This is a genomic window from Chitinivibrio alkaliphilus ACht1, from assembly GCF_000474745.1.
Classification (GTDB): domain Bacteria; phylum Fibrobacterota; class Chitinivibrionia; order Chitinivibrionales; family Chitinivibrionaceae; genus Chitinivibrio; species Chitinivibrio alkaliphilus.
This window is the reverse complement of record NZ_ASJR01000013.1, coordinates 63,691-82,668: the sequence shown is the minus strand read 5'-3', so window position 1 is coordinate 82,668 and position 18,978 is coordinate 63,691. Positions and strand designations below refer to the sequence as shown.

Here is an 18,978-nt window from a genome sequence, read left to right as displayed (position 1 = left end):
ATACAAATCAAGGGACGCATCTTCATATCCATGAGCTGAAGCCCGGAGGGAGATATGGGTGGTATCATCATGTTCCTCTGTAAGAAAGAGGGTGTCTTCAGAGTCGTAATTCACCCACGAACCGCCGTCAGTACGATACGCCACATCGGAGGCATCCCGCTCAAAAACAGGACTTTCAAAGACAAGGCGCAGAGATGTGCCAAAGGGGATCTCGTCGCCCTCTGCTTGGGCAGATTTGCCCTGCACCAGTGCTCCATCTACATGGGAGGTGGTAAAGGAGTGGGCGTGAAGCGGGGCCTCTTTTTCACGAAGGCGGTAGTGCCATAGATGATACACCCCTTGATACATTTCGTGAACCGCCACGGCCTGCACACGGGAAGTTTCATCCAGCACAAGGGGGTCACCATCATAGAGCGTGCGGTTCTCCTCACTGATATCAGGACCACTCCCGTCATCTATGAGGTAATAAATCTCTGCATCATCAACACGATTTCCCTCTTCATCCTCTGCCCAGAGAACCACCGTGGTGTCGAAGTAAAAATCAACCGTATCGGCCGGATCTTCATACCCCGCATCGGCGTAGATACGTAGGCGGGGAAGGATACTCTCATAGAGCCAGGTAGAATCTTTGGTGGCGTAGGCATCTCCCACGGCACGAGCCCGAAGCGTAGCATCGCCCTGTATCTCCACCTCTCCCGTATGTCCCGAAAGTGAAGTAGATGAGGAGGTGGGCTCACTTCCGTCGGTGGTGTAGTAGATGGTATTTCCCTCATTGGTGGTCAGGGTGACATTCATAGAGGGGGTGTCATAGGTATATACGCCATCGTAGGGTTCGGCAGGGTCGGCCTCTAGCTTTGCTTCAGGTAGAACGCACCGATAGAGCCAGGTGGAATCCTTCGACTCATAGGCTGGTCCTGTTGCAAGAGCTCGAAGGGTCGCATCACCTCGGATCTCAACATCACCCGTATGACCAGAAAGTGAAGGTGATGAAGTAGTGGGTTCGCTCCCATCGGTGGTGTAGTAGATGGTATTTCCCTCATTGGTGGTCAGGGTGACATTCATAGAGGGGGTGTCATAGGTATATACACCATTGTAGGGTTCGGCAGGGTCGGCCTCAAGACGTGCTTCGGGCAGATTCTGCTCATACACCCAGTAGCCTTCTACGGGGTCTTGATACCCCTCAACTTGTGCAACGGCACGGATGGTATCCCCCGCATATATGTCAAAGGGACCGGTATACTCATTTTCCCCAATCACCGCTTCTTCATTATTCTGGGCATAATAAATGGATCCAACATCAGAAATATCATTTCCATCGGGATCCCGCAAATCTATCTCAATACGGTGTGATTCAGTCTGAAATTCACGACTATTTTCCACAGCATCATCTACATTACTGTCTTGTTCCTGATCGTTGAGAAAGAGAGTCGCCGGTGCTTCACGACCATCAACAATGACAATACGTGCCCGATCAGTTTTACCAGGGCTGTGAGCAAGATTATATATGGCATATTTCCTGTCAGTTACCTCAAAACGCTCGGACTCCTCCTGTGTCGTTCCACCTAACCCTGAATAATATGAGTTTACTGTTAAGGGAGGCCAACCATGAGATAACCCTTCAGCAGCACGCACCACAATATACACCGCATCTTTCTGGGCATACCGCTCTGGCACCACCGTAGTAAAGGAATACTCATGCCACCCCGCCGGAATCTCATCACCGGGGCGAATATACGGAGCATAATACTCCCCACCGTGAAACTCCTCAGGATCTTCAGGAATCCCATCCAGAACCTCTTCACCATTGGAGTCTTCATAGACAAAGAGGTCACCGGCACCCCAATCGTCGGTATCAGAAAAAACAGCAGTCAAGTAAATATTATCCTGATTATGAACTCTCTCTGGACGATACTCCATAAGTACGTGGAGGGTCAATTCCTCACCGGGGCGAACAAACTCCGGTTCAATCCGTATCCCACCAATGGTGAAATCTGCCCAAAGACACGACGCCGCGACAAGTAGCAATACTGGTATTTGTTTATAAGTCATGGATAACTCCTATTCACATTCCGTGGAAACTGCTTCATAGCGAACGCGTACTTCACGTGACTCTCCAGCGGGGATTGTTTCCATATCCCACACTAAGACATCCCGACCGTCAGAATCCGTAGTGCGCTCATCGGGTGCTGGCTCACTTGAAATAAAGGCCAAACACGCAGGCATGGTATCCGTCACGACAATATTTTCCAAATCAAAGAACTCTTCATGACTATCTACGGTAATTGTAAAATAGTCCTGCCCATGAAGATCTATCTCTTCGGTTTCAAACTCTTTGATAAGGTCGTAGTGACGATACCCACTTAAAAGAGTGTAAATATTCTGAATAAGAAGCTCGGCCCCCGAAGAGAGCTGCCCATCCATCCAGCTTTTATCTAAACTTAAGGCAAGGCGCCCCGCATCGGTTTGTTCCATATCCTCTGCAAGCCAGGCATACATGGTTGGCCCACCACTCACAATATTCAAAAGCGGGTAGGCGCGGTCGATAGAGTCAGTATAATGCCCTACATACCAAAACTCAAGAGCATCTGAACCATCCTCCAAAATACGAGTTAGATCGTTGAAATTACGATCAAAGTCTTCAGGATCTGAGGGAATACGTAGCGGATAGTGCCCTCCACCTGAAGTGTTTCCGACATTTTCCACATCAAGGACGGGAGAGCCATACACCATATAGTTGATAAAATTAAAAAGCTCTCCATTACGAAAGCGCCCTGCATACCGGGAGTGAGAACCACTTAAATAGATAGACCCGCCCGCTTCTAGATAGGCTTGAAAAAGATTGTAATCACTCGTAGGGTCTCGCAGGTCTCCGTCAAAATGGTCGATGGGATGTTCTATAGGGTCGTTTGACCCTTCTGCTGTGGCCAAACGGATATCCCACACCTGACTCCAGGCAAGAAGTTCTTCCCCCGCGGGATACTCATTTACTACTTCGGGATACTGCTCCTGCAATTCATCATAAAACCCAAGGATATCCGCATCCTGTATTTCCAACACATCTATGACGGGGCGCTCAGAACTCTCCTCAGGGGCAATATTCTCCAAGGCTTGGCGAATATTACGCATATTATCTGAACTGGAAGCTCCAATCCTGCTGTTATATATCAGAAGGATCCTTCCTGCCGGATCTGGCGGACTAAAGGATGCCCCAACAGTGTGAATGAGAAAAAAACAACAAAAAAACCTGCCCATATAGCGTGTTTTTGTAACATAGTACATCCCTTTACTCAGTAAAAGTTGTCGTGCATACCCGCTCCCTCTTGTAAATATAATACAAATTGTTTGTTTTTACTTCCTTATTACCTTTTTTTTATCGCAACGCATTGTTTGCATTTTTCTATACACAAACAACAACTTTTGCTTGTTTTTTGCACATTCAGAATCACAAGAGGCATAACAATCCTGCTATCATACAAAAGAGATCCCCTTAACGGTTTATCTCATAGTATTTTTGAAAAAGGAACGGAGATGCCTATGCAAAGAGTTGAGTGTATCGGAGCGCCGGGAACAGGAAAAAGCAGTTTGTACCGCCACTTGTGCAGTGTTCGTACCCGCTCGTGGAGAACAGAGAAAGACTTGAGCTACGACCTAGTACCACGTCCTCTGCGGGGATGTGTCCAGGCAACAACACTTCTTTCCACGGAGGTAGAAGAACGAATTGTAACTACCATACGAAAAAGAAAAAGCCGGCCACACGCCTTTACACAGAACCAGGAATATGCTCACTTTATTGCCGACCTCCTAGCTCTTTTTCAGAAGAGCTCAAAACCGAGTTGGTGGAAACTGGCGGGACTCTGCTCTATTAAAGAGATTCTCGAAGACATCCTCTTCTTTGAATCCACCCATGCTCCGCATGAGAGGCCCCTACTTGTAGATGAAGGGGTAGCACATAAGGCTTACTGTGTGTTACCGGGAACAGACTCCCACGAAACAAAAACCTTGAAACACTACTTTCATCACGCCCCGCTTCCAGCGGCAGTGCTCTACTTGCATGCGTCGGTTGAAACAGTGTACACCCGCCTGTCGCAACGAAAGAAAAAACTCCCGCTTCATGCAACACTCACATCGGAACAGCTTCAGAGAGAACAAGATACAGCTCGGCATATTGCAGAGATTCTTGCCAATAAGGGAGTATCTGTTCTCTCCCTCAATGCAGAGCAATCACCTCATGACATGATGAAAAAAGCCATCCCCTTCTTACGCAATCTCTCCCATGCATAATCTTACACAGAACATACTGAGTCTCAGCGGTGCCGTAGGGTATGCAAAGGTGGTTTCCCTGCTTATCACGCCTCTTATCACTCGCCTCTTCAGCCCGGAGGAGTATGGGTATTATACCACCTTTATGGCAGCCCTCGCCATGATATCTGTGGGGGCGGTAAAATATGAAAACACCCTTGTTCTCCAATCATGTAAAAAAGATTTTTCGCAGCTTTGTACCCTTACACTCTCTATCGTGTTATTCATTTTCCTTGCGGTGCTCACATTCACGACAACCCAAGGGACCAGGGAACTATTCTCCATACCCCACGCTCCTCTGCTTGCCCTTGCCTACCTAAGCACATCTCTTTTCGACATCTTCAAAAAAATACAGTATCAAAAAAATCAGTTTCGTCGGGTGGCATGGGCACTCCTTCTGCAAAGCACGTGGACAGCAGGAGGAAAACTCCTTTCCGGCATATTTTCCTGGGGAAGCACCGGGCTTATTCTCAGCGGCATCAGTGGCGTCTTCTTAGCAGCCTTGGCCCTGCTCTACCCCCTGCCAACTTTCAATATCACATCACCCAAGGCCCTTTGGGCCGTCGCACAAAAATATCAGGAATTCCCCCGCTATACCTTTCCCACAACCCTTTTATCTGCCTTTGTTGTGGCCATCCCCCCCCTCTATCTTTCGTGGAATTTCTCCTCTGCAACAGCGGGGTATTACGGGCTGGCCTATGCCATGGTTCGTGTGCCTGCCCAGATTATCGGTTCTGCTGTAAATGATGCCTATTATGCAGAAGCGGGGAAGCGTATCCACACAAACCCGAAAGCACTGAAGCAAATCACAACGTCACTTCGCCGAAAAAGTCTTCTAATATCAACTCCATTTCTCCTTTTTTTCATACTCCTTGCCCCTTCTTTGTTCACCACTCTTTTCGGTGCTGCGTGGCATGAAGCAGGTGTATATGCTCAAATACTCCCCATAATGGTATTTGCCGATGTTATTTTTGAACCTGCAGGCCGCCTCTTTGAAGCAGCTCGCCGTCAAAAAATCCTGTTTCGTCTCATCATATTTCGTGTACTCTCTATCGTTTTTTTTCTACTTGCCGTAAACGAAACATTTCAATCCCCCCTTCTGTTTCTCTGTGGGTATTGCAGTATAAACACTCTTTTTTCCCTGATAATTCATCGTACCGCCCTTTCGCACATCCTCGGTGACACCCCGGAGTAAGAAGATGCCTCTTTATTTGACAAACAGCTGCAAAACTGTATACTTATCATGAAAGTATCAAATTTTTACTTTGGTTTTTTGAAAGTACTATATTATACTACTGGGAACATAATGAAAAGAACTACTATGATTACAAAATATTGTACCATATTTTTCCTATTCGGCTGGACCCTCTCTGTTACGGCATCCACTCTGCAGGGAGATTCTTTTCGTACCCATCTTGCCCAGCGCAACTCAATTCTCACAGAGATATTCCACCACTCTACCCCTGCGAAAGAACAGATTTCTCCCGAAACAACCACTCAATTCGAACAGCAGGCCGGCGACTCCCTTTCCTATTATGTGAGCTTTCTCAAGGGCCTTGCTCAGCCCCCGGGGGAAACAAAGGCGCTCTTTGAAAAAGCAAAATCACGGGCAATGTCAAACCCAACACACCTTTGGTCTCTCTTTACAAGCTTTGAGCGCTATAACATATCCGATCACGCAGAGGATGTACTGGACTCACTCTACAAAATACAGATATCCAGCGGTAGCATTGCAACTCCCCTGGTGGAACATTTATTCATTAACTTATCACGCCATGCCTTCAGCCAAGAAAACTATGATGATGCAGAACGCTACCTCTCCTACGCAGAACGGTTCTCTACGTCGCCCTGCCTCTACGAAAGAAACAGGATTTTTCTGCCCCATGCTACCACCCCATTTCTTACTACTCTTTTTTCTTTCAAGAACTGTTTCACCGCCTCCCTCGGCACATGGCATGGACAGCTATCCTTCATATCGGCCCTTGTCTCATTTTTGTCAACCCTCATTCATACCGCTGTCTATGTTCTGCTTTTCGTACTCTTAATTCGATATTATTCAGTAATACTGCACAAACTCAGCTGTCTCTACCCACGTCAAATACCATACTACCTACGCATTACCTATGTCGTACTTCCCCTGCTCTGCCTGCTGATCTTTTTCTCCTACCCCCTCTTTTTTGCCACAGCCCTTTTTATTATCATATTTGCTGAAGAGAAAAAAGATCACTACTTTGCCCTTGCCCTTGTCGTGGGACTCATGAGCATGCCCCTCTTGCGAACGGTAAACGCAGACCGTACGTATTTAGAAAGCCCTGAAGCTCCCCACGCTCTCTACATACGTTCTCTAGAAGAAAATACGGATAGTCTCTTTCGAAAAACGGTGTATGAGACCCTTGAAAACGATACCTATTCACAGCTGCACCGCGCCCTCTTATACACCAGCCTCTCTCTCAGCTATGCCCGCGAAGAAGACTTTTCCCGCGCGGCGTACTACAGCGACCTTGCCGTGCGAAGAAAGGCCAATTGTAAACCCAGTCGTATCACTGCTGGTCCCATGCATCTTCTTGCAGGCGATATTGATGCGGGGCTCTCTTTCCTCGAAGAAGCGCAGGAGCAATACCCCCAGTCAGCTGCAGCAAATTACAACTACAGCCGTGGGCTTCTGGAATATAGAAACGAACGGTATTCAGGAGAGTATTTTCGCCGTGCTGCTCAGATTGACGGAGATATTATTGGCAGATTCACCGATGAGAATACCCGCTACTTTGGTAAACAATGGCCTCCCTTACGACGATATATTCTCGGAGAATTCTCACCTCACTACCTCTGGAAAAATATCGGGAGTCTTTTGGCTGGAAGACAGCACCGTACCAGCCTTGTGTGGGGCTATCAATTTTTCCATATTTCCTTGCTTCCAACCCTCATTATTTTAGTAATCGCCACGCTCTGGGCGGTTGTCTACAAGATCTCCCACGGTAATAAGCGCTCTTCCGTGGGGGCATGCTCACTATGTGGACGGAAAACCTGCCGCAAATGTCGCGAAGGAGAGTACTGTCTTGAGTGTAAAAAAAGCCTCGGTGCCATATCAAACAGCTCTCTTGTAGAAAGCATGAAAATAAAAATATCACTGCATAAACGCTTTATGAACCGTATGACAGGAATTATTATGAACCTGTTGGTTCCGGGTAGCAAGGTATTTTTCCTTCGGGATACACAAAGCAAAAACCTGTTTCCCTTTTTTATGACCATTGTGGTATACACCTTATACGCAACCATTCTATCTACACAATTCACCCTCTATTTTCAAAGGGACACCCTCGTTAAACTGATCTGCATGGCCGTACTGTCTCTATACAACATATTTTTTCTTGTCCAGTTTTTCCATAACCTCAAACATGAAATTACTACGGGGAGGAAATAATGGCCCTTGAAGGAACACTCTCGGATTTTAATCTGTCAAATATTTTCCTTCTCATAGATCAAGATCAAAAAGACGGCATACTCAAGGTAGATTCGGAGCAAAAAGTTGATATCGTTTTTAAAAACGGTCAAATTATCTATATTAGAAGCAATCGTGAAGATATAAAAACCTTTCTCTATCGGTTTCTTACCCAAGTAAAAGGGTATTCTGAAAAAGAGATGGAGGAGTTAAACACACTTTACTACAACAACTACCACCTTCTCTCCGAAGAGCTCATCAAAAAAGGCTACCTTACAGTGAATGAGCTCACCACAATTATGCAAACAGGCATTATTGACATAGCTTGCGCGGTCTTTACTCTTGAAGGGGGAAAATACCGCTTTGAACCCCAGCCTACTGTTGTACGATACCAATTTAGCAATATTGTCGTACCAACTAACTTTATTATGCTTGAGGCAGCCAAACGGGCCGACGAATGGGTTACCATTAGCGAGGTAATTACAGAGGAGACCCTCTTTGGGAATAATCGAGCTCTTTCCCCCCGGGATATTCATCAACCTCTCAATAATTTTCGAGAATACGTAATTTCCTTTGTAAATGGGCGACGAACCGTTCAAGATATTTGTGATTGCGTCTTTTTTTCATCCTTTCATGTGTACACAGCCATTGACGAAGCTCTTCGTCAAGGAGATATCACCCTTCTCAGCAAACCTGACAAATCTCCGCTTCCTTCACAGATAAAGAAAACCCCGCATCATAAAGAAGATGCTTCATTCTGGGAGAACGGAAAAAGTATTATTGCCGCAAGTACCACTGCAGTTTTACTCCTTGTCCTGCTCTTGGTGGGTATACACTATACAAACACCGAAAAAATGCATGCTCATCGCACCCAAGCATACCACTTATTACAACAAAACCGGATACGTGAAAGAGACCTGCGTATACAAACAGGTAAAATAGTGCTGAAAAGCACCGGAGATGTGGTTTCGCCGAAAAAACTACAAACAACAGGGATTATTGAGCGAAATGAAAAGCAGTATGTGGAAGAGTGAAATACCGAAGGCCGGACTTGAACCGGCACGAAAGTAAATTTCGGGAGATTTTGAGTCTCCTGCGTCTACCAATTCCGCCACTTCGGCATCAACGCTGATAATATATATTACAAATCTTTACTTTAGCAAGATTTTTTACTATGCCACCCATAGAACTTACAGAGACCACACGACGGATAGCCGACAAACCCTTTACGTTTCTTACTCCCAAAGATCCCGATACGATTATTGAAGAGGCGATCATGGAAGAGTTAGACAGGGATGAATTTATCCCCTACTGGGTTGACCATTGGCCCTCTGCAGATGTTGCGCTACGTGAGCTGCCTGCTCTACTGAAAAAACCAACACACCTTTGTGAGCTGGGAGCTGGTTTAGGGATCCTTGCAACCTATTTAGCGTATCTGGGCCACCGCGTTGTTGCTACGGATTACGCCCCAGAATCGTGCCGTGTAACACAACAGAACATGGAGAAAAACCGCGTCTCCGGACATGTTGTAGCCTGTGATTGGCGGCATTCCTGTTTTGCCCACACCTTTGATGCCATTATCGGAGTTGATATTCTCTATGAAGCACGGTGGATATCTCCTGTTCTGCAGTTTATACAAAGACATTTGTCGCCCCAGGGAAGGGCCTACATTTTCGATCCGGGACGACCGCAACTTAAGGCAGTTGAACAAACTCTCCAAGGGCTTGATCTTCGGTACACACGGAGTTCCTATGCAAAAACAACAAGCCCGGGAGAAGTGTTTTTACTCACCATACAACAGGGAAAAACCCCATGAAAGTAATAGGATATATTGAAGGGTATTATGGGCGTCTCCTTTCTCACACTGAGCGCGGTGATCTCATAGATCACCTTGCCAAAGAAGGATATACAGCCTATGTCTATGCGCCAAAGGAAGACCCGTTCCACCGCCTCAACTGGACTGCAACCCCACCCCGGGAATATCGCGCGGCCATGGGTGAAACAATGAGACGAGGTGCTCAACAAGGCGTCCAAGTAATTCCGGCTATTGCTCCAGGACTGAGCCTCCAATACAACAGCCCATCCCAACGAGACATCCTACGACGACGAGTGGCTGAGTTTTGTGAAGATGGAGCCCGTACTATTGCACTGCTTTTTGATGATATCAGCCTTTCCCTTCGGGAAGAGGAATATGAGCGCTACGGAAATGCTGCACAAGCTCAATTGGAAATACTCCACGAGCTCCGTATCGCCTTTCCCACCATTCCCTTTCTCTTCTGTCCCACAATTTACACAACACAACTTCTCAAAGGAGAGGAAGCCCACGAGTATATCCGGATTCTCAGTAGTGAACTTCCCTCTGGAGTAACTCTTTTATGGACAGGAGAACATACCATAACCCCCGCTATTACCAACGAAAGCCTACACTACCCCATACACCATTTCGGCACAGACCTTCTCATATGGGACAATTATTACTGCAATGATTACACCCCGAATCGCCTGTTTATTGGTCCATATACACACCGAGACAGAACGTGTATTACCGAAACAACGGCAGGAGTATTGATAAACGGCACGGGCCTGTTTCATACCGACTGCTTCTTGCTCTCAGTGGCGGCAAAATACCTTTTCGGCACCGAATCGCCCTGGGATGCGTGGCAGAGCTGTGCTAACCGCTGGGGACTTCCTGAGGCTATTACAAAAATACTGCCGTGGATACAAGGCCCCTACGATTCTCCCCCTCAAGGAACCTTACATCATCTCTACCCCACACCGGAAGCATTATTTATGGAGCTACTTGTGCACTGGCAAAGCCCCGTAAAACTGGAATGGTACCCCTATATTCATCGCCTCTTTACGGAACTCAAATTAGAAACAGGACAGGGGATTGAAAACAAGGAGTGGTTTACGCCTCGCTTTTATCCGGAGGTCCGTGAGCTCTTGAAAAAAAGGTTTTATCCTCCCAGTTCATCCTCTTCTTAAGTTAATCATAAGCTATTTTTATACCGTGGAGGAATAATGTTTATCCAACGAGTATATGAAATAGCCCAAATTACCGTCCCAGTATTTTCAATTGCTCTCGTGGGATACGCCCTTTTCAGAAAAGAGTTTATTTCCAGTACGGCAAAAGCAGGCATGGGAAAACTCACGTACTATATTGCTCTTCCTGCCCTCATCTTCTCCTCCTTTATGAAAACCGACAGCAGTGACCTGTTCTCATGGGAGCTCTTTTTTCTTGCTACTCTTCCCATACTAATTCTCGGACCAATGATATACATCTGTGGCCGTATAATTCGGGCTACACCGACAAAACAAGCAGCCCTCACCTATAGCTCATATTGGGGCAATAACGGCTATATGGGGTTCCCCCTCGCCATAAATGCCGTAGGAGCATCCACGGGGTTGGCAACTGCCGCTGTTATCAATGGATTTACCGTACCATTCTATATTCTTTCAGCCATGCTCCTCATATATCGATCCCAACACACCCATACGGAGGAATCAGCAGAGGAAATGAAAGCTGAGGCGGTGAAAACATTTTTCAACCCCGTGATTATCACCCTTGTGATAAGCTCTTTTCTGGCGTGGATACGCCCCAGCCTCACCGCTGCTCTCACTATTCCCCGTGTTTTTTCCGAACTCTTTGCGATACTGATAGCTTCGGCCGACCTTCTTGGGTCGCTTGGCCTTCCCCTTGCCCTTATTTTAGTAGGGAGTAATCTAAAAATTGAAGAAATCACTTCTGAAAAAGGCCTCCTTGCCCTTGCAGTGGGAGCAAAGCTTGTGGGAGCTCCCCTGGTTCTGTTTTTAACCGTCCCCGCCTTCTTTCCCGACCTGTCCCACGACACATACGTGATACTCATTCTGCTGAATGCGGTTCCCGGAGCCGTTGCAAATTATATTATCTCAGACCGTCTGGGAGTTGAACGAGACTTCATTGCCTCGTATCTGGTACTCTCTACGGCACTTTCTATTTTTACCATCCCCTTTTGGTTATATCTTGTCTTGTGAAACCACAGGAGGAAACAATGGAAAGAATCTTTCGTTCGGTTCTTCCAGCGGTGGAAAAAGTATATGTGTATCCACACATAGAAAAATCAAGTCGTCATAACCCCTATCTTTCTCTACTCTATGCTCAAACCACCCTGCCCGTATACAGTGCAAACCCACTCTTTCCGCGTTACCTCTGCTCTCCTCAAACCACCATTATGCACTATCATTGGCTCTCTTTTGCCTCTCTTACAGGGCTGATAAAGCTTTGCATTAAGGTACTTCCGCTTATCCTTTTTGTACACCGGGGAGGAAAAATAATCTGGACGGTACATAACAGTGAACCCCATGAAGGAAAATATCGCAGGGCAAACTATTTGCTCAGGAAGTATGCGGCACACAGAGTTTCCCGCCTTGTTGTGCATACAGAGGAGGCACGAAAAGAGGTGTCGCACCTGTTTTCTATACCTTCTTCACACATAGCACTCTGTCCCCATCCTGCATATCCCGTAGAGCCACTTGCCCAGGAAACAGCCCGGCATCTGCTTACGTCTCTCCTTACATCACCCATACCAAGGGGAAAACTCCTCATACTTATGTATGGCTATATTGCACCCTACAAAGGCATACTCCCCGTAGTTTCATGCCTGCAAAACCACAGATTTGTTCATCTCATTATTGCAGGTAAGGTAAAAGACCCCGCCTATTATAGAACCCTTTGCAGTATCGCAGAAAGGGGGGGTAATACAACCATAATTCCACGATTTATTAGCTCCGAGGAAGAGCAAATACTGTTTTCAAGTGCAGATTACATTCTCTTTAATTTTTCCAAAATTCTTTCTTCCGGCTCCTTTATTCTCGCAAAAAGCTATCAACGTCCATGCCTTGTCAGGGCAGACTTGCCCATGGCCCACCAAATATCAAATGAAGACATTCTTTTCACTGATGAGGAGGACCTGTGTACACGCATTCAGGAAGTGCTCCCGTAATACCCGTGGGGGTTACGACCTACCCCCGCGGTCTTGCCCCACTCCTTGACTCCCTTGGATTGATTCACGCTACGGCATCTCCCCCCTATGAAAGATACCAGGCTCTTATACATCCAAGTACAGACATAGATACGGCCTTGCATTCCTATGTAAAGCAGGGAGGAATCCTTATCTGTTGTGCTACTCATGGAAAATATGGACGAGTAGGCAAAACAATTCGAAGACGCCTTGCCTGTTCACCCCTTGTGCACACCACTGCAGCCATGCAGGAACAACTTGACCTATTTGCCATGGTAGGAAAAATTGACGGGCAATTCTTCTGGCACACTCGGTCAGGAAAGGGTTCGTACGCCTTCTGGGGCATTCCCCCCACCCTTTTCCTGGATAGACGTGTATGGCGAAAAGCATTCCCCATTCCCCAGAAAAAACTCCCCGCAGAGGAAGTGTCTCTCGTGAGTAAGGGCGTATTGGCCCGGGCATTCCGTACTGCCCTAACAACCCTCTGGAATATCCATGGCACTCCTTGCATAGAAAAGAGCCTCTATCCACAAAACTGCCCCCCCCTTTTGTTTCGTATGGACGCCGACTACTCTTCTGCGGAAGATATTCAAAAGTGGCAAAAAATAGCCCCCTCCCTGGCGACCACATGGTTTGTACATACGGCGTCACAACAACAGTTCCTCTCACTATTTTCAGCCAGCCCTCACGATGAAGTCGGGCTTCACTGTCATCACCACCGCTCTCGCCCCACCCCTCAGGAACATGGCGAAGCACTCCGTCTACTTCGCCGTAGTGGCTACTACCCACAGGGATATGCCGCCCCGTACGGGATACACTCTCCCAAACTGGACCGATACCTGCGCACTCAAGGTGTTCAATACGGCTCTGACTTCTCCCTACTTTATGATGCAGCTCCAGCCTTTTTTCCCTCCTTTCTTCCCCAGCTTCCCATCCACCCTATCTGCATGGGAAGCTTTCGTCATCTCCGCGTCTCCGATACGTGCATCTACAACTATTTCATGCAGGTCATTGAAACAGCCCGTGCCCAAAAAAGACCCATAAGTCTCTACGCACATCCGGGAAATGGAAAAGAAGGGCTTTTACGAGACATCCTCACCTATGCAGAAAAACAAGGTGCTCAAAGTATCACCTATGGAGACTACTTTTCTTTTTTACAGAAACGCCATGACGGAACAATACAGGTATATAACGAGGGAATACATAACCCGGAACATCTTCCTCTCCGTATTACCTACCATGAACGAGAGCTGGAGACAAATGACTCCTGGATCCCCCTTTATAGAAACACATCTCTGCCTGAAACAGAAAAAATCATCTACGAAGCAACACACATACAAAAACTTAATCGACTTTCGCCACGTCACATAAAAAACATGTGTATCAACCGACTATTCTGGAGAGAAAAATGAAGAAAATTCTAGCTGTGCTTCCTGTTGTATCAGGTGCAGTGGGAGGTGGATTGTACCATCAAGCCCGAGAAACCGTAGCGGCCCTTTCTACCTCGGAATATTCCGTAGAACCCTACAACCCCTGGAAGCAGTATGATTGGGAAAGCATCTCGGCAGTACATATTTTCTGTGCCAATCGTGAAACCTACGATATGGCTCTTTTTGTACGCTCCCGAAATATTCCCCTCGTGGTATCACCGGTCTTTTTTTCTCTTCATCCTGCCTGGCTTATTCAGGCAGAACTGCTCGGTACCCGTCTCATTCAGAAGATCTCCTCTGGGGTTGTAAGCTCCTTCTTCTTCCTGAAAGAGATTTGCCGCATGGCAGATGCAATTCTTCCCAATACCGATGAAGAAGCACGCCTTATTGCAAAGATATGTGCCATATCACACGAACGAATACGTATTGTTCCCAATGGTGTATCTCCCCATTTCTCTCATGCTACCCCAGAGCTGTTTCAACAAAAATATGGCATGATTGAACCCATTCTTTCCGTTGGAAATATCGGATATGTACGAAAAAATATGCTTAATCTACTTAAGGCGGTAGCTCCGCTTTCACACCCCGTCTATATTATTGGCCCTATCTACCATAATGCCTACGGGAAAGCGTGTCAGGAAATAGCTCAAAATGCTCCTCATATCAATCTACTTGGTCCTCTGGATAACTCAGATCCACTCCTTGCCTCTGCCTATGCAGCAGCACGGGTATTTGCCCTTCCCTCTGCCTTAGAAACACCGGGGATTGCTTCTCTGGAGGCAGCAAGTACAGGAGCAACAATTGTCACCACCCCCTATGGAGGAACACGATACTACTTCGGCGAAGGGGCATATTACTGTAATCCACGAAGCATTCGAAGTATCAGAACAGCAATCGAACAAGCTCTTCGTTCTCCCAAAGCATCCATGGCAGACACCATACTTTCTCGGTTTACCTGGGAACAGGTTGGTCGTGAAACGGCAGCTCTCTACGGCGATCTCTTAGGCTGATTCTGCTGCTGCAAGAAGGGTGCGGGCATGCTCCAAGGATTGCGCTGAATGATCATCCCCAAGCATTCGTGCCACTTCTTCTACCCGCCCCTCTGGGGAAAGACGAGTAATTTCCGTGATTATGCGCCCGTCCTGTTCCCGTTTATATACGGAGTAATGTGAATCTGCCTGCACTGCAATTTGCTGAAGATGAGAGATTACAAACAGCTGATGAGAGCGCGAAAGACTTCGCATTTCCCGTCCAATCCCCACGGCTATTTTACCACCAACTCCCGTGTCTATTTCATCAAATACAAGAATAGGGACGGGGTCATCCTCTGCTAAAATACTCTTTATGGCAAGCATAATTCGGGATATCTCACCACCCGAAGCTGTATGAGACAGCTCCGTAAAGGGTTCTCCCTTATTGGTACGAACGAGAAAGCGGGGCGTGGCAATTCCCGTCTCCTGTGGATGCTCATGAGTGGTAAACACAGTCTTAAACGCTCCGCCAGCAAAACCCAGAAAAGCCATTTTTTCGGTAATACCGGCATCAAGCTCTGTCGAAGTGGCACGTCGAGCGGCATCTAAGGTTTTTCCATGCTGGCACAGGACAGCACGACTTTTCTCAAGGGCCTTTTTCAATTCAGTTTCATCAGACTGCGCGTTCTCAATGGATGCAAGTTCTTCGGCCAAGGCATGGCGCTTTTCTAAAAGCCCGGGATAATCGCATTTATGCTTCTTCATCAATCGTTGAATTGCACTGATTCTGCTGTTCAGCTCGTCTGTGCGGTATGGGCTGCAATCATCATGAATATCATGGACATATGAAGAGATTGTTGCGCTCAGATCATTATACACCGAAAGCGTATCGCCAATAGAATCCAGCCATTGGGAAAAAGATGCATCATATCGACATAAATCACGCATGGCATGTTCCAGCTCACCAATTAAACTGCTGATTCCCTGCCCATCGGGGCTATCACTGATAATTTTTTCAATTCGTCCAGCCGCAGCACTGCGCTCATGAACAGAAGATACACGTTGGTACTCATCTTTCAGGGCATCAAGCTCTCCATCCTGCAAGGACAATTTCTCAATTTCTTCATATTTAAACTGGAGAAACTCCTTTTTCTCTTCCAACAGCGCAATGGTACGCCGATGTTCATCCACGGCGGCGCGTGCGCGGGAATACTCTTTCCACGCAGTGGCATAGGTCTGTGTACAAGGAACCACCCGTGAAAAACGGTCAATTATACGTACCGCCGCATCTTCCGCAAGAAGGGCTTGATGATCATGCTGCCCATGGAGATCAAAGAGAAGATTCCCGAGCTGTTTCAATGTATGCAGGGGAACTTCCACAGCATTTATCAAAACTCGGTTTCTCCCATTCTTGCGAATAATACGGCGGATCAAGAGTTCACCCTCATCTAAGGGGATCTCTTCACGTTCGAGGAGAACACCAATATCACGGGAAGCCTGGGGAAGAAAAAACACCCCGGTTACCTCCGCTTTTTCTTCACCACTACGAACACTTGTTGACGAAGCCCGTCCCCCAAGAAGGAGGTCTATGGCGCCCATGAGAATAGATTTTCCTGCCCCCGTTTCACCGGTGAATACAGAAAACCCACCCGTAAGCTCTATGGAAATATTCTGTATCAGGGCAAGATTTTTCACCTGTAAAGAACGTAACATTACTCCTCCTTTGTACCGGAACCACTCCAGTTCAACTTATTTTTTAATGTATCAAAATAGGAGTGCTGCCGAAATTCCATGAGACGTGCACACTTCCCGCTGTATGAAATATACATCTCATCCTTTGCGCGCAGTTCAACCGAGGAAATACCATCTGCACTAAAAATCATACCAGGATTTTTAGAGTTTACCTGAAGACGGAGCTGCCGCCGTGCAGAAAGAACAATGGGCCGTTCATTCAATGAGTGCGGACAGATTGGTGTAATAAGATAGGCCTTAAGGGAGGGATCTACAATGGGCCCACCTGCAGAAAGAGAGTATGCCGTAGACCCTCCGGGAGTAGCTATAATAAGCCCATCGGCGACGTAATCGGTAATATATGAATCGTTATACCACAGAGAAACAGAGATCATACGAGGCACAATGCGATTAATATAGGTATCATTTAAAGCATACATAGAATGGATTCGTTCTCCCGCTCGATACACCTGCACATCAAGAACCATACGTTCAACCGTGGTATATTCACGGCGAACAACCTGATCAAGACATCTCTCAACTTCAAACATCTCAATATTTGCCAAAAAACCAAGATGCCCCAGGTTAATCCCCATGAGAGGAATGTGCGTAAATTTCACGATATGAGCCGCCGTAAGAAAGGTCCCATCTCCCCCAACGGAAATAACCATCTCAACCGCGTTTAAAAACTCTTCTTCCGATGATGCCATGGGAAACCCGGTATGAACAGTACTGTCCACGGGCGCTTCATGATGCAGAACAAGCTGCACTCCCCCCGTTGCAGCCCACGCAGCAAGGCGCTGTAAAATTTTTTTGGAATCATGATTTTTCTTAAAAAGTACAATGCCAATTGTTTTCATAGGCCTACTCTCCGACGCACCGTGCAGAAAAAGACGCCTCCCGCAGCGCCGCCACCGCCCGGTGTGCTTCACGGGAAGATTCAAAGGCAAGCATAAACGTTCCTGCTTCCCCCTCACGCACCTTTAAAAGTTCAATATCACGAATATTGATATGTGCTGCAGATATTACCTGGGTCATACGCGCAAGAAACCCCGGCTCATCAGCGGCCACAACCTGAATCTCATGCAAGGGAGCAGCAAAACCTTTCCGATCACCCCGCAGGCGAGCCCGTACATCCTTAGCCGTGGTAAACCGATCTTCCAAGGCGTCATCCATGAGCTCCAATCGCATCTCTTCAAGAATGCCGCAATATTGTGAGAGGATGCGACATACGGCGCGTTTATTGGTAGCAAAAATATCACGCCACATCGCATAGGGAGAAGAGGCAATGCGCGTCACAGATTTAAATCCTCCCGCAGCAAGGGAGAGTGTCCCCGGAACTTCATAGTTTATTTTTCTGGCCAGATCAACCAATCCAACAGCAATAATATGGGGCACATGACTGATTGTAGCCGCAATTGTATCATGCGTTTTCGGGGAAAAACGAGATATTTGCGCTCCCGTATGTGTGCGCAAAAACACCTCGAGGAAATCCGAAATTTCTTCTTCCTGGGGAGTTTCAGGAGTAAGAACATAGAGGGCATTTTCAAAAAGGAGAGGATCCGAGTGAAGCGGCCCCGATTTTTCTGAGCCGGTCATGGGATGGCCCCCCACAAAGGTTACATGCGAAGGCAGTACCGTTCTGGCCGTTGAAACAATGGTTGACTTCGTGCTCCCCACATCGCTTATAATCACTCCCCGTGGAAGATCAATCTGTCCCAGTTGTTCCAAGGCAGCAATAATTCCTGTAATGGGTGAACAAAGAAAGAGCAGGTCATTTTCCTGCAATAAAGTGGGGAGACTCTCATAGCCCACAGCCCGGTCAATTACTCCTGCTTTCAGAGCAGTATCTTGCCCTCGTGGAGAGGAAACCCCAATAATTTCACCGGAAAACCCACTCTGCTTTAAGGCCGCACCCAAGGAACCTCCTAAGAGTCCCACACTATAAATAATAACACGTTGAACTGACACCATTGGTACTCCTAAAACTGTTTGCATACTTATGAAGAAACCGCCCGGGGAAGCTGAAATAATCGTGCATAGACATAGGTTTCTTCTTCCCGGAAAAAGGCAGAAAAGCAATCTTGTACAACCCCTGCATCATCGGT

General features: G+C 47.0%; 15 protein-coding genes and 1 tRNA gene. 10 read left to right on the top strand and 6 right to left on the bottom strand.

Features of this window, described 5'->3' with window-relative positions:
- Together CALK_RS07760 and CALK_RS07755 are read right to left on the bottom strand one after the other, a co-directional pair.
- Positions 1-2,049 (bottom strand): chitobiase/beta-hexosaminidase C-terminal domain-containing protein (locus tag CALK_RS07760; protein WP_034637355.1); only part of this gene is annotated, 2,049 nt, incomplete at its 3' end.
- Between the two features lie 9 nt (positions 2,050-2,058).
- On the bottom strand, positions 2,059-3,126 hold the full coding sequence (locus tag CALK_RS07755) for a hypothetical protein (RefSeq protein ID WP_155851830.1): 1,068 nt from the start codon (positions 3,124-3,126) through the stop codon (positions 2,059-2,061).
- Between the two features lie 408 nt (positions 3,127-3,534).
- Between CALK_RS07755 and CALK_RS07750 the strand changes: the two genes are divergently transcribed.
- The 4 genes from CALK_RS07750 (at position 3,535) to CALK_RS07735 (ending at position 8,772) form a co-directional block, all read left to right on the top strand.
- Positions 3,535-4,281, top strand: a complete 747-nt coding sequence (locus CALK_RS07750) for a hypothetical protein (protein WP_022637127.1) — start codon at positions 3,535-3,537, stop codon at positions 4,279-4,281.
- A complete protein-coding gene (locus tag CALK_RS07745) occupies positions 4,274-5,494 on the top strand; it encodes a lipopolysaccharide biosynthesis protein (protein ID WP_022637126.1) in 1,221 nt (406 codons plus the stop codon). Before CALK_RS07750 ends, CALK_RS07745 begins: the two co-directional genes overlap by 8 nt.
- Before the next feature lie 111 nt (positions 5,495-5,605).
- Positions 5,606-7,720: a tetratricopeptide repeat protein gene (locus tag CALK_RS07740; protein ID WP_155851829.1), complete on the top strand. Its 2,115-nt coding sequence runs from the start codon at positions 5,606-5,608 to the stop codon at positions 7,718-7,720.
- Positions 7,720-8,772 (top strand): DUF4388 domain-containing protein, encoded by a 1,053-nt coding sequence (locus CALK_RS07735; protein WP_022637124.1) that lies wholly within the window; start codon positions 7,720-7,722, stop codon positions 8,770-8,772. The genes CALK_RS07740 and CALK_RS07735 overlap by 1 nt, the downstream gene beginning before the upstream one ends.
- A gap of 2 nt (positions 8,773-8,774) precedes the next feature.
- Here the strand turns inward: CALK_RS07735 and CALK_RS07730 are convergent.
- Positions 8,775-8,859: transfer RNA gene (locus tag CALK_RS07730), tRNA-Leu, on the bottom strand.
- Between the two features lie 53 nt (positions 8,860-8,912).
- Here CALK_RS07730 and CALK_RS07725 point away from each other — a divergent pair.
- From CALK_RS07725 to CALK_RS07700, 6 genes are read left to right on the top strand one after another with little or no spacing between them, the layout of a single operon-like run.
- The gene (locus CALK_RS07725; protein WP_022637123.1) at positions 8,913-9,554 is read left to right on the top strand and encodes a class I SAM-dependent methyltransferase; all 642 of its coding nucleotides are present in this window, start codon (positions 8,913-8,915) and stop codon (positions 9,552-9,554) included.
- Positions 9,551-10,723 (top strand): beta-N-acetylglucosaminidase domain-containing protein, encoded by a 1,173-nt coding sequence (locus tag CALK_RS07720; protein ID WP_022637122.1) that lies wholly within the window; start codon positions 9,551-9,553, stop codon positions 10,721-10,723. The genes CALK_RS07725 and CALK_RS07720 overlap by 4 nt, the downstream gene beginning before the upstream one ends.
- A gap of 36 nt (positions 10,724-10,759) precedes the next feature.
- Positions 10,760-11,752, top strand: coding sequence for an AEC family transporter (locus CALK_RS07715; protein WP_022637121.1), 993 nt, complete (start codon positions 10,760-10,762; stop codon positions 11,750-11,752).
- Positions 11,753-11,769: 17 nt separating this feature from the next.
- A complete protein-coding gene (locus CALK_RS07710; protein ID WP_022637120.1) occupies positions 11,770-12,720 on the top strand; it encodes a glycosyltransferase family protein in 951 nt (316 codons plus the stop codon).
- On the top strand, positions 12,690-14,150 hold the full coding sequence (locus tag CALK_RS07705) for a polysaccharide deacetylase family protein (protein ID WP_022637119.1): 1,461 nt from the start codon (positions 12,690-12,692) through the stop codon (positions 14,148-14,150). The genes CALK_RS07710 and CALK_RS07705 overlap by 31 nt, the downstream gene beginning before the upstream one ends.
- Positions 14,147-15,178 carry a glycosyltransferase family 4 protein gene (locus CALK_RS07700; RefSeq protein ID WP_022637118.1) on the top strand — a complete coding sequence of 344 codons (1,032 nt, stop codon included), beginning with the start codon at positions 14,147-14,149 and terminating at the stop codon, positions 15,176-15,178. Before CALK_RS07705 ends, CALK_RS07700 begins: the two co-directional genes overlap by 4 nt.
- Here CALK_RS07700 and recN read toward each other — a convergent pair.
- Genes recN through CALK_RS07685 form a run of 3 tightly spaced genes read right to left on the bottom strand, consistent with a single transcriptional unit; the run spans position 15,170 to position 18,844 of the window.
- On the bottom strand, positions 15,170-16,852 hold the full coding sequence (recN, locus tag CALK_RS07695; protein WP_022637117.1) for a DNA repair protein RecN: 1,683 nt from the start codon (positions 16,850-16,852) through the stop codon (positions 15,170-15,172). The genes CALK_RS07700 and recN overlap by 9 nt on opposite strands.
- Positions 16,852-17,730 carry an NAD(+)/NADH kinase gene (locus CALK_RS07690; RefSeq protein ID WP_022637116.1) on the bottom strand — a complete coding sequence of 293 codons (879 nt, stop codon included), beginning with the start codon at positions 17,728-17,730 and terminating at the stop codon, positions 16,852-16,854. Before CALK_RS07690 ends, recN begins: the two co-directional genes overlap by 1 nt.
- A gap of 4 nt (positions 17,731-17,734) precedes the next feature.
- On the bottom strand, positions 17,735-18,844 hold the full coding sequence (locus CALK_RS07685) for a prephenate dehydrogenase/arogenate dehydrogenase family protein (RefSeq protein ID WP_022637115.1): 1,110 nt from the start codon (positions 18,842-18,844) through the stop codon (positions 17,735-17,737).
- Between the last annotated feature and the right edge of the window lie 134 nt (positions 18,845-18,978).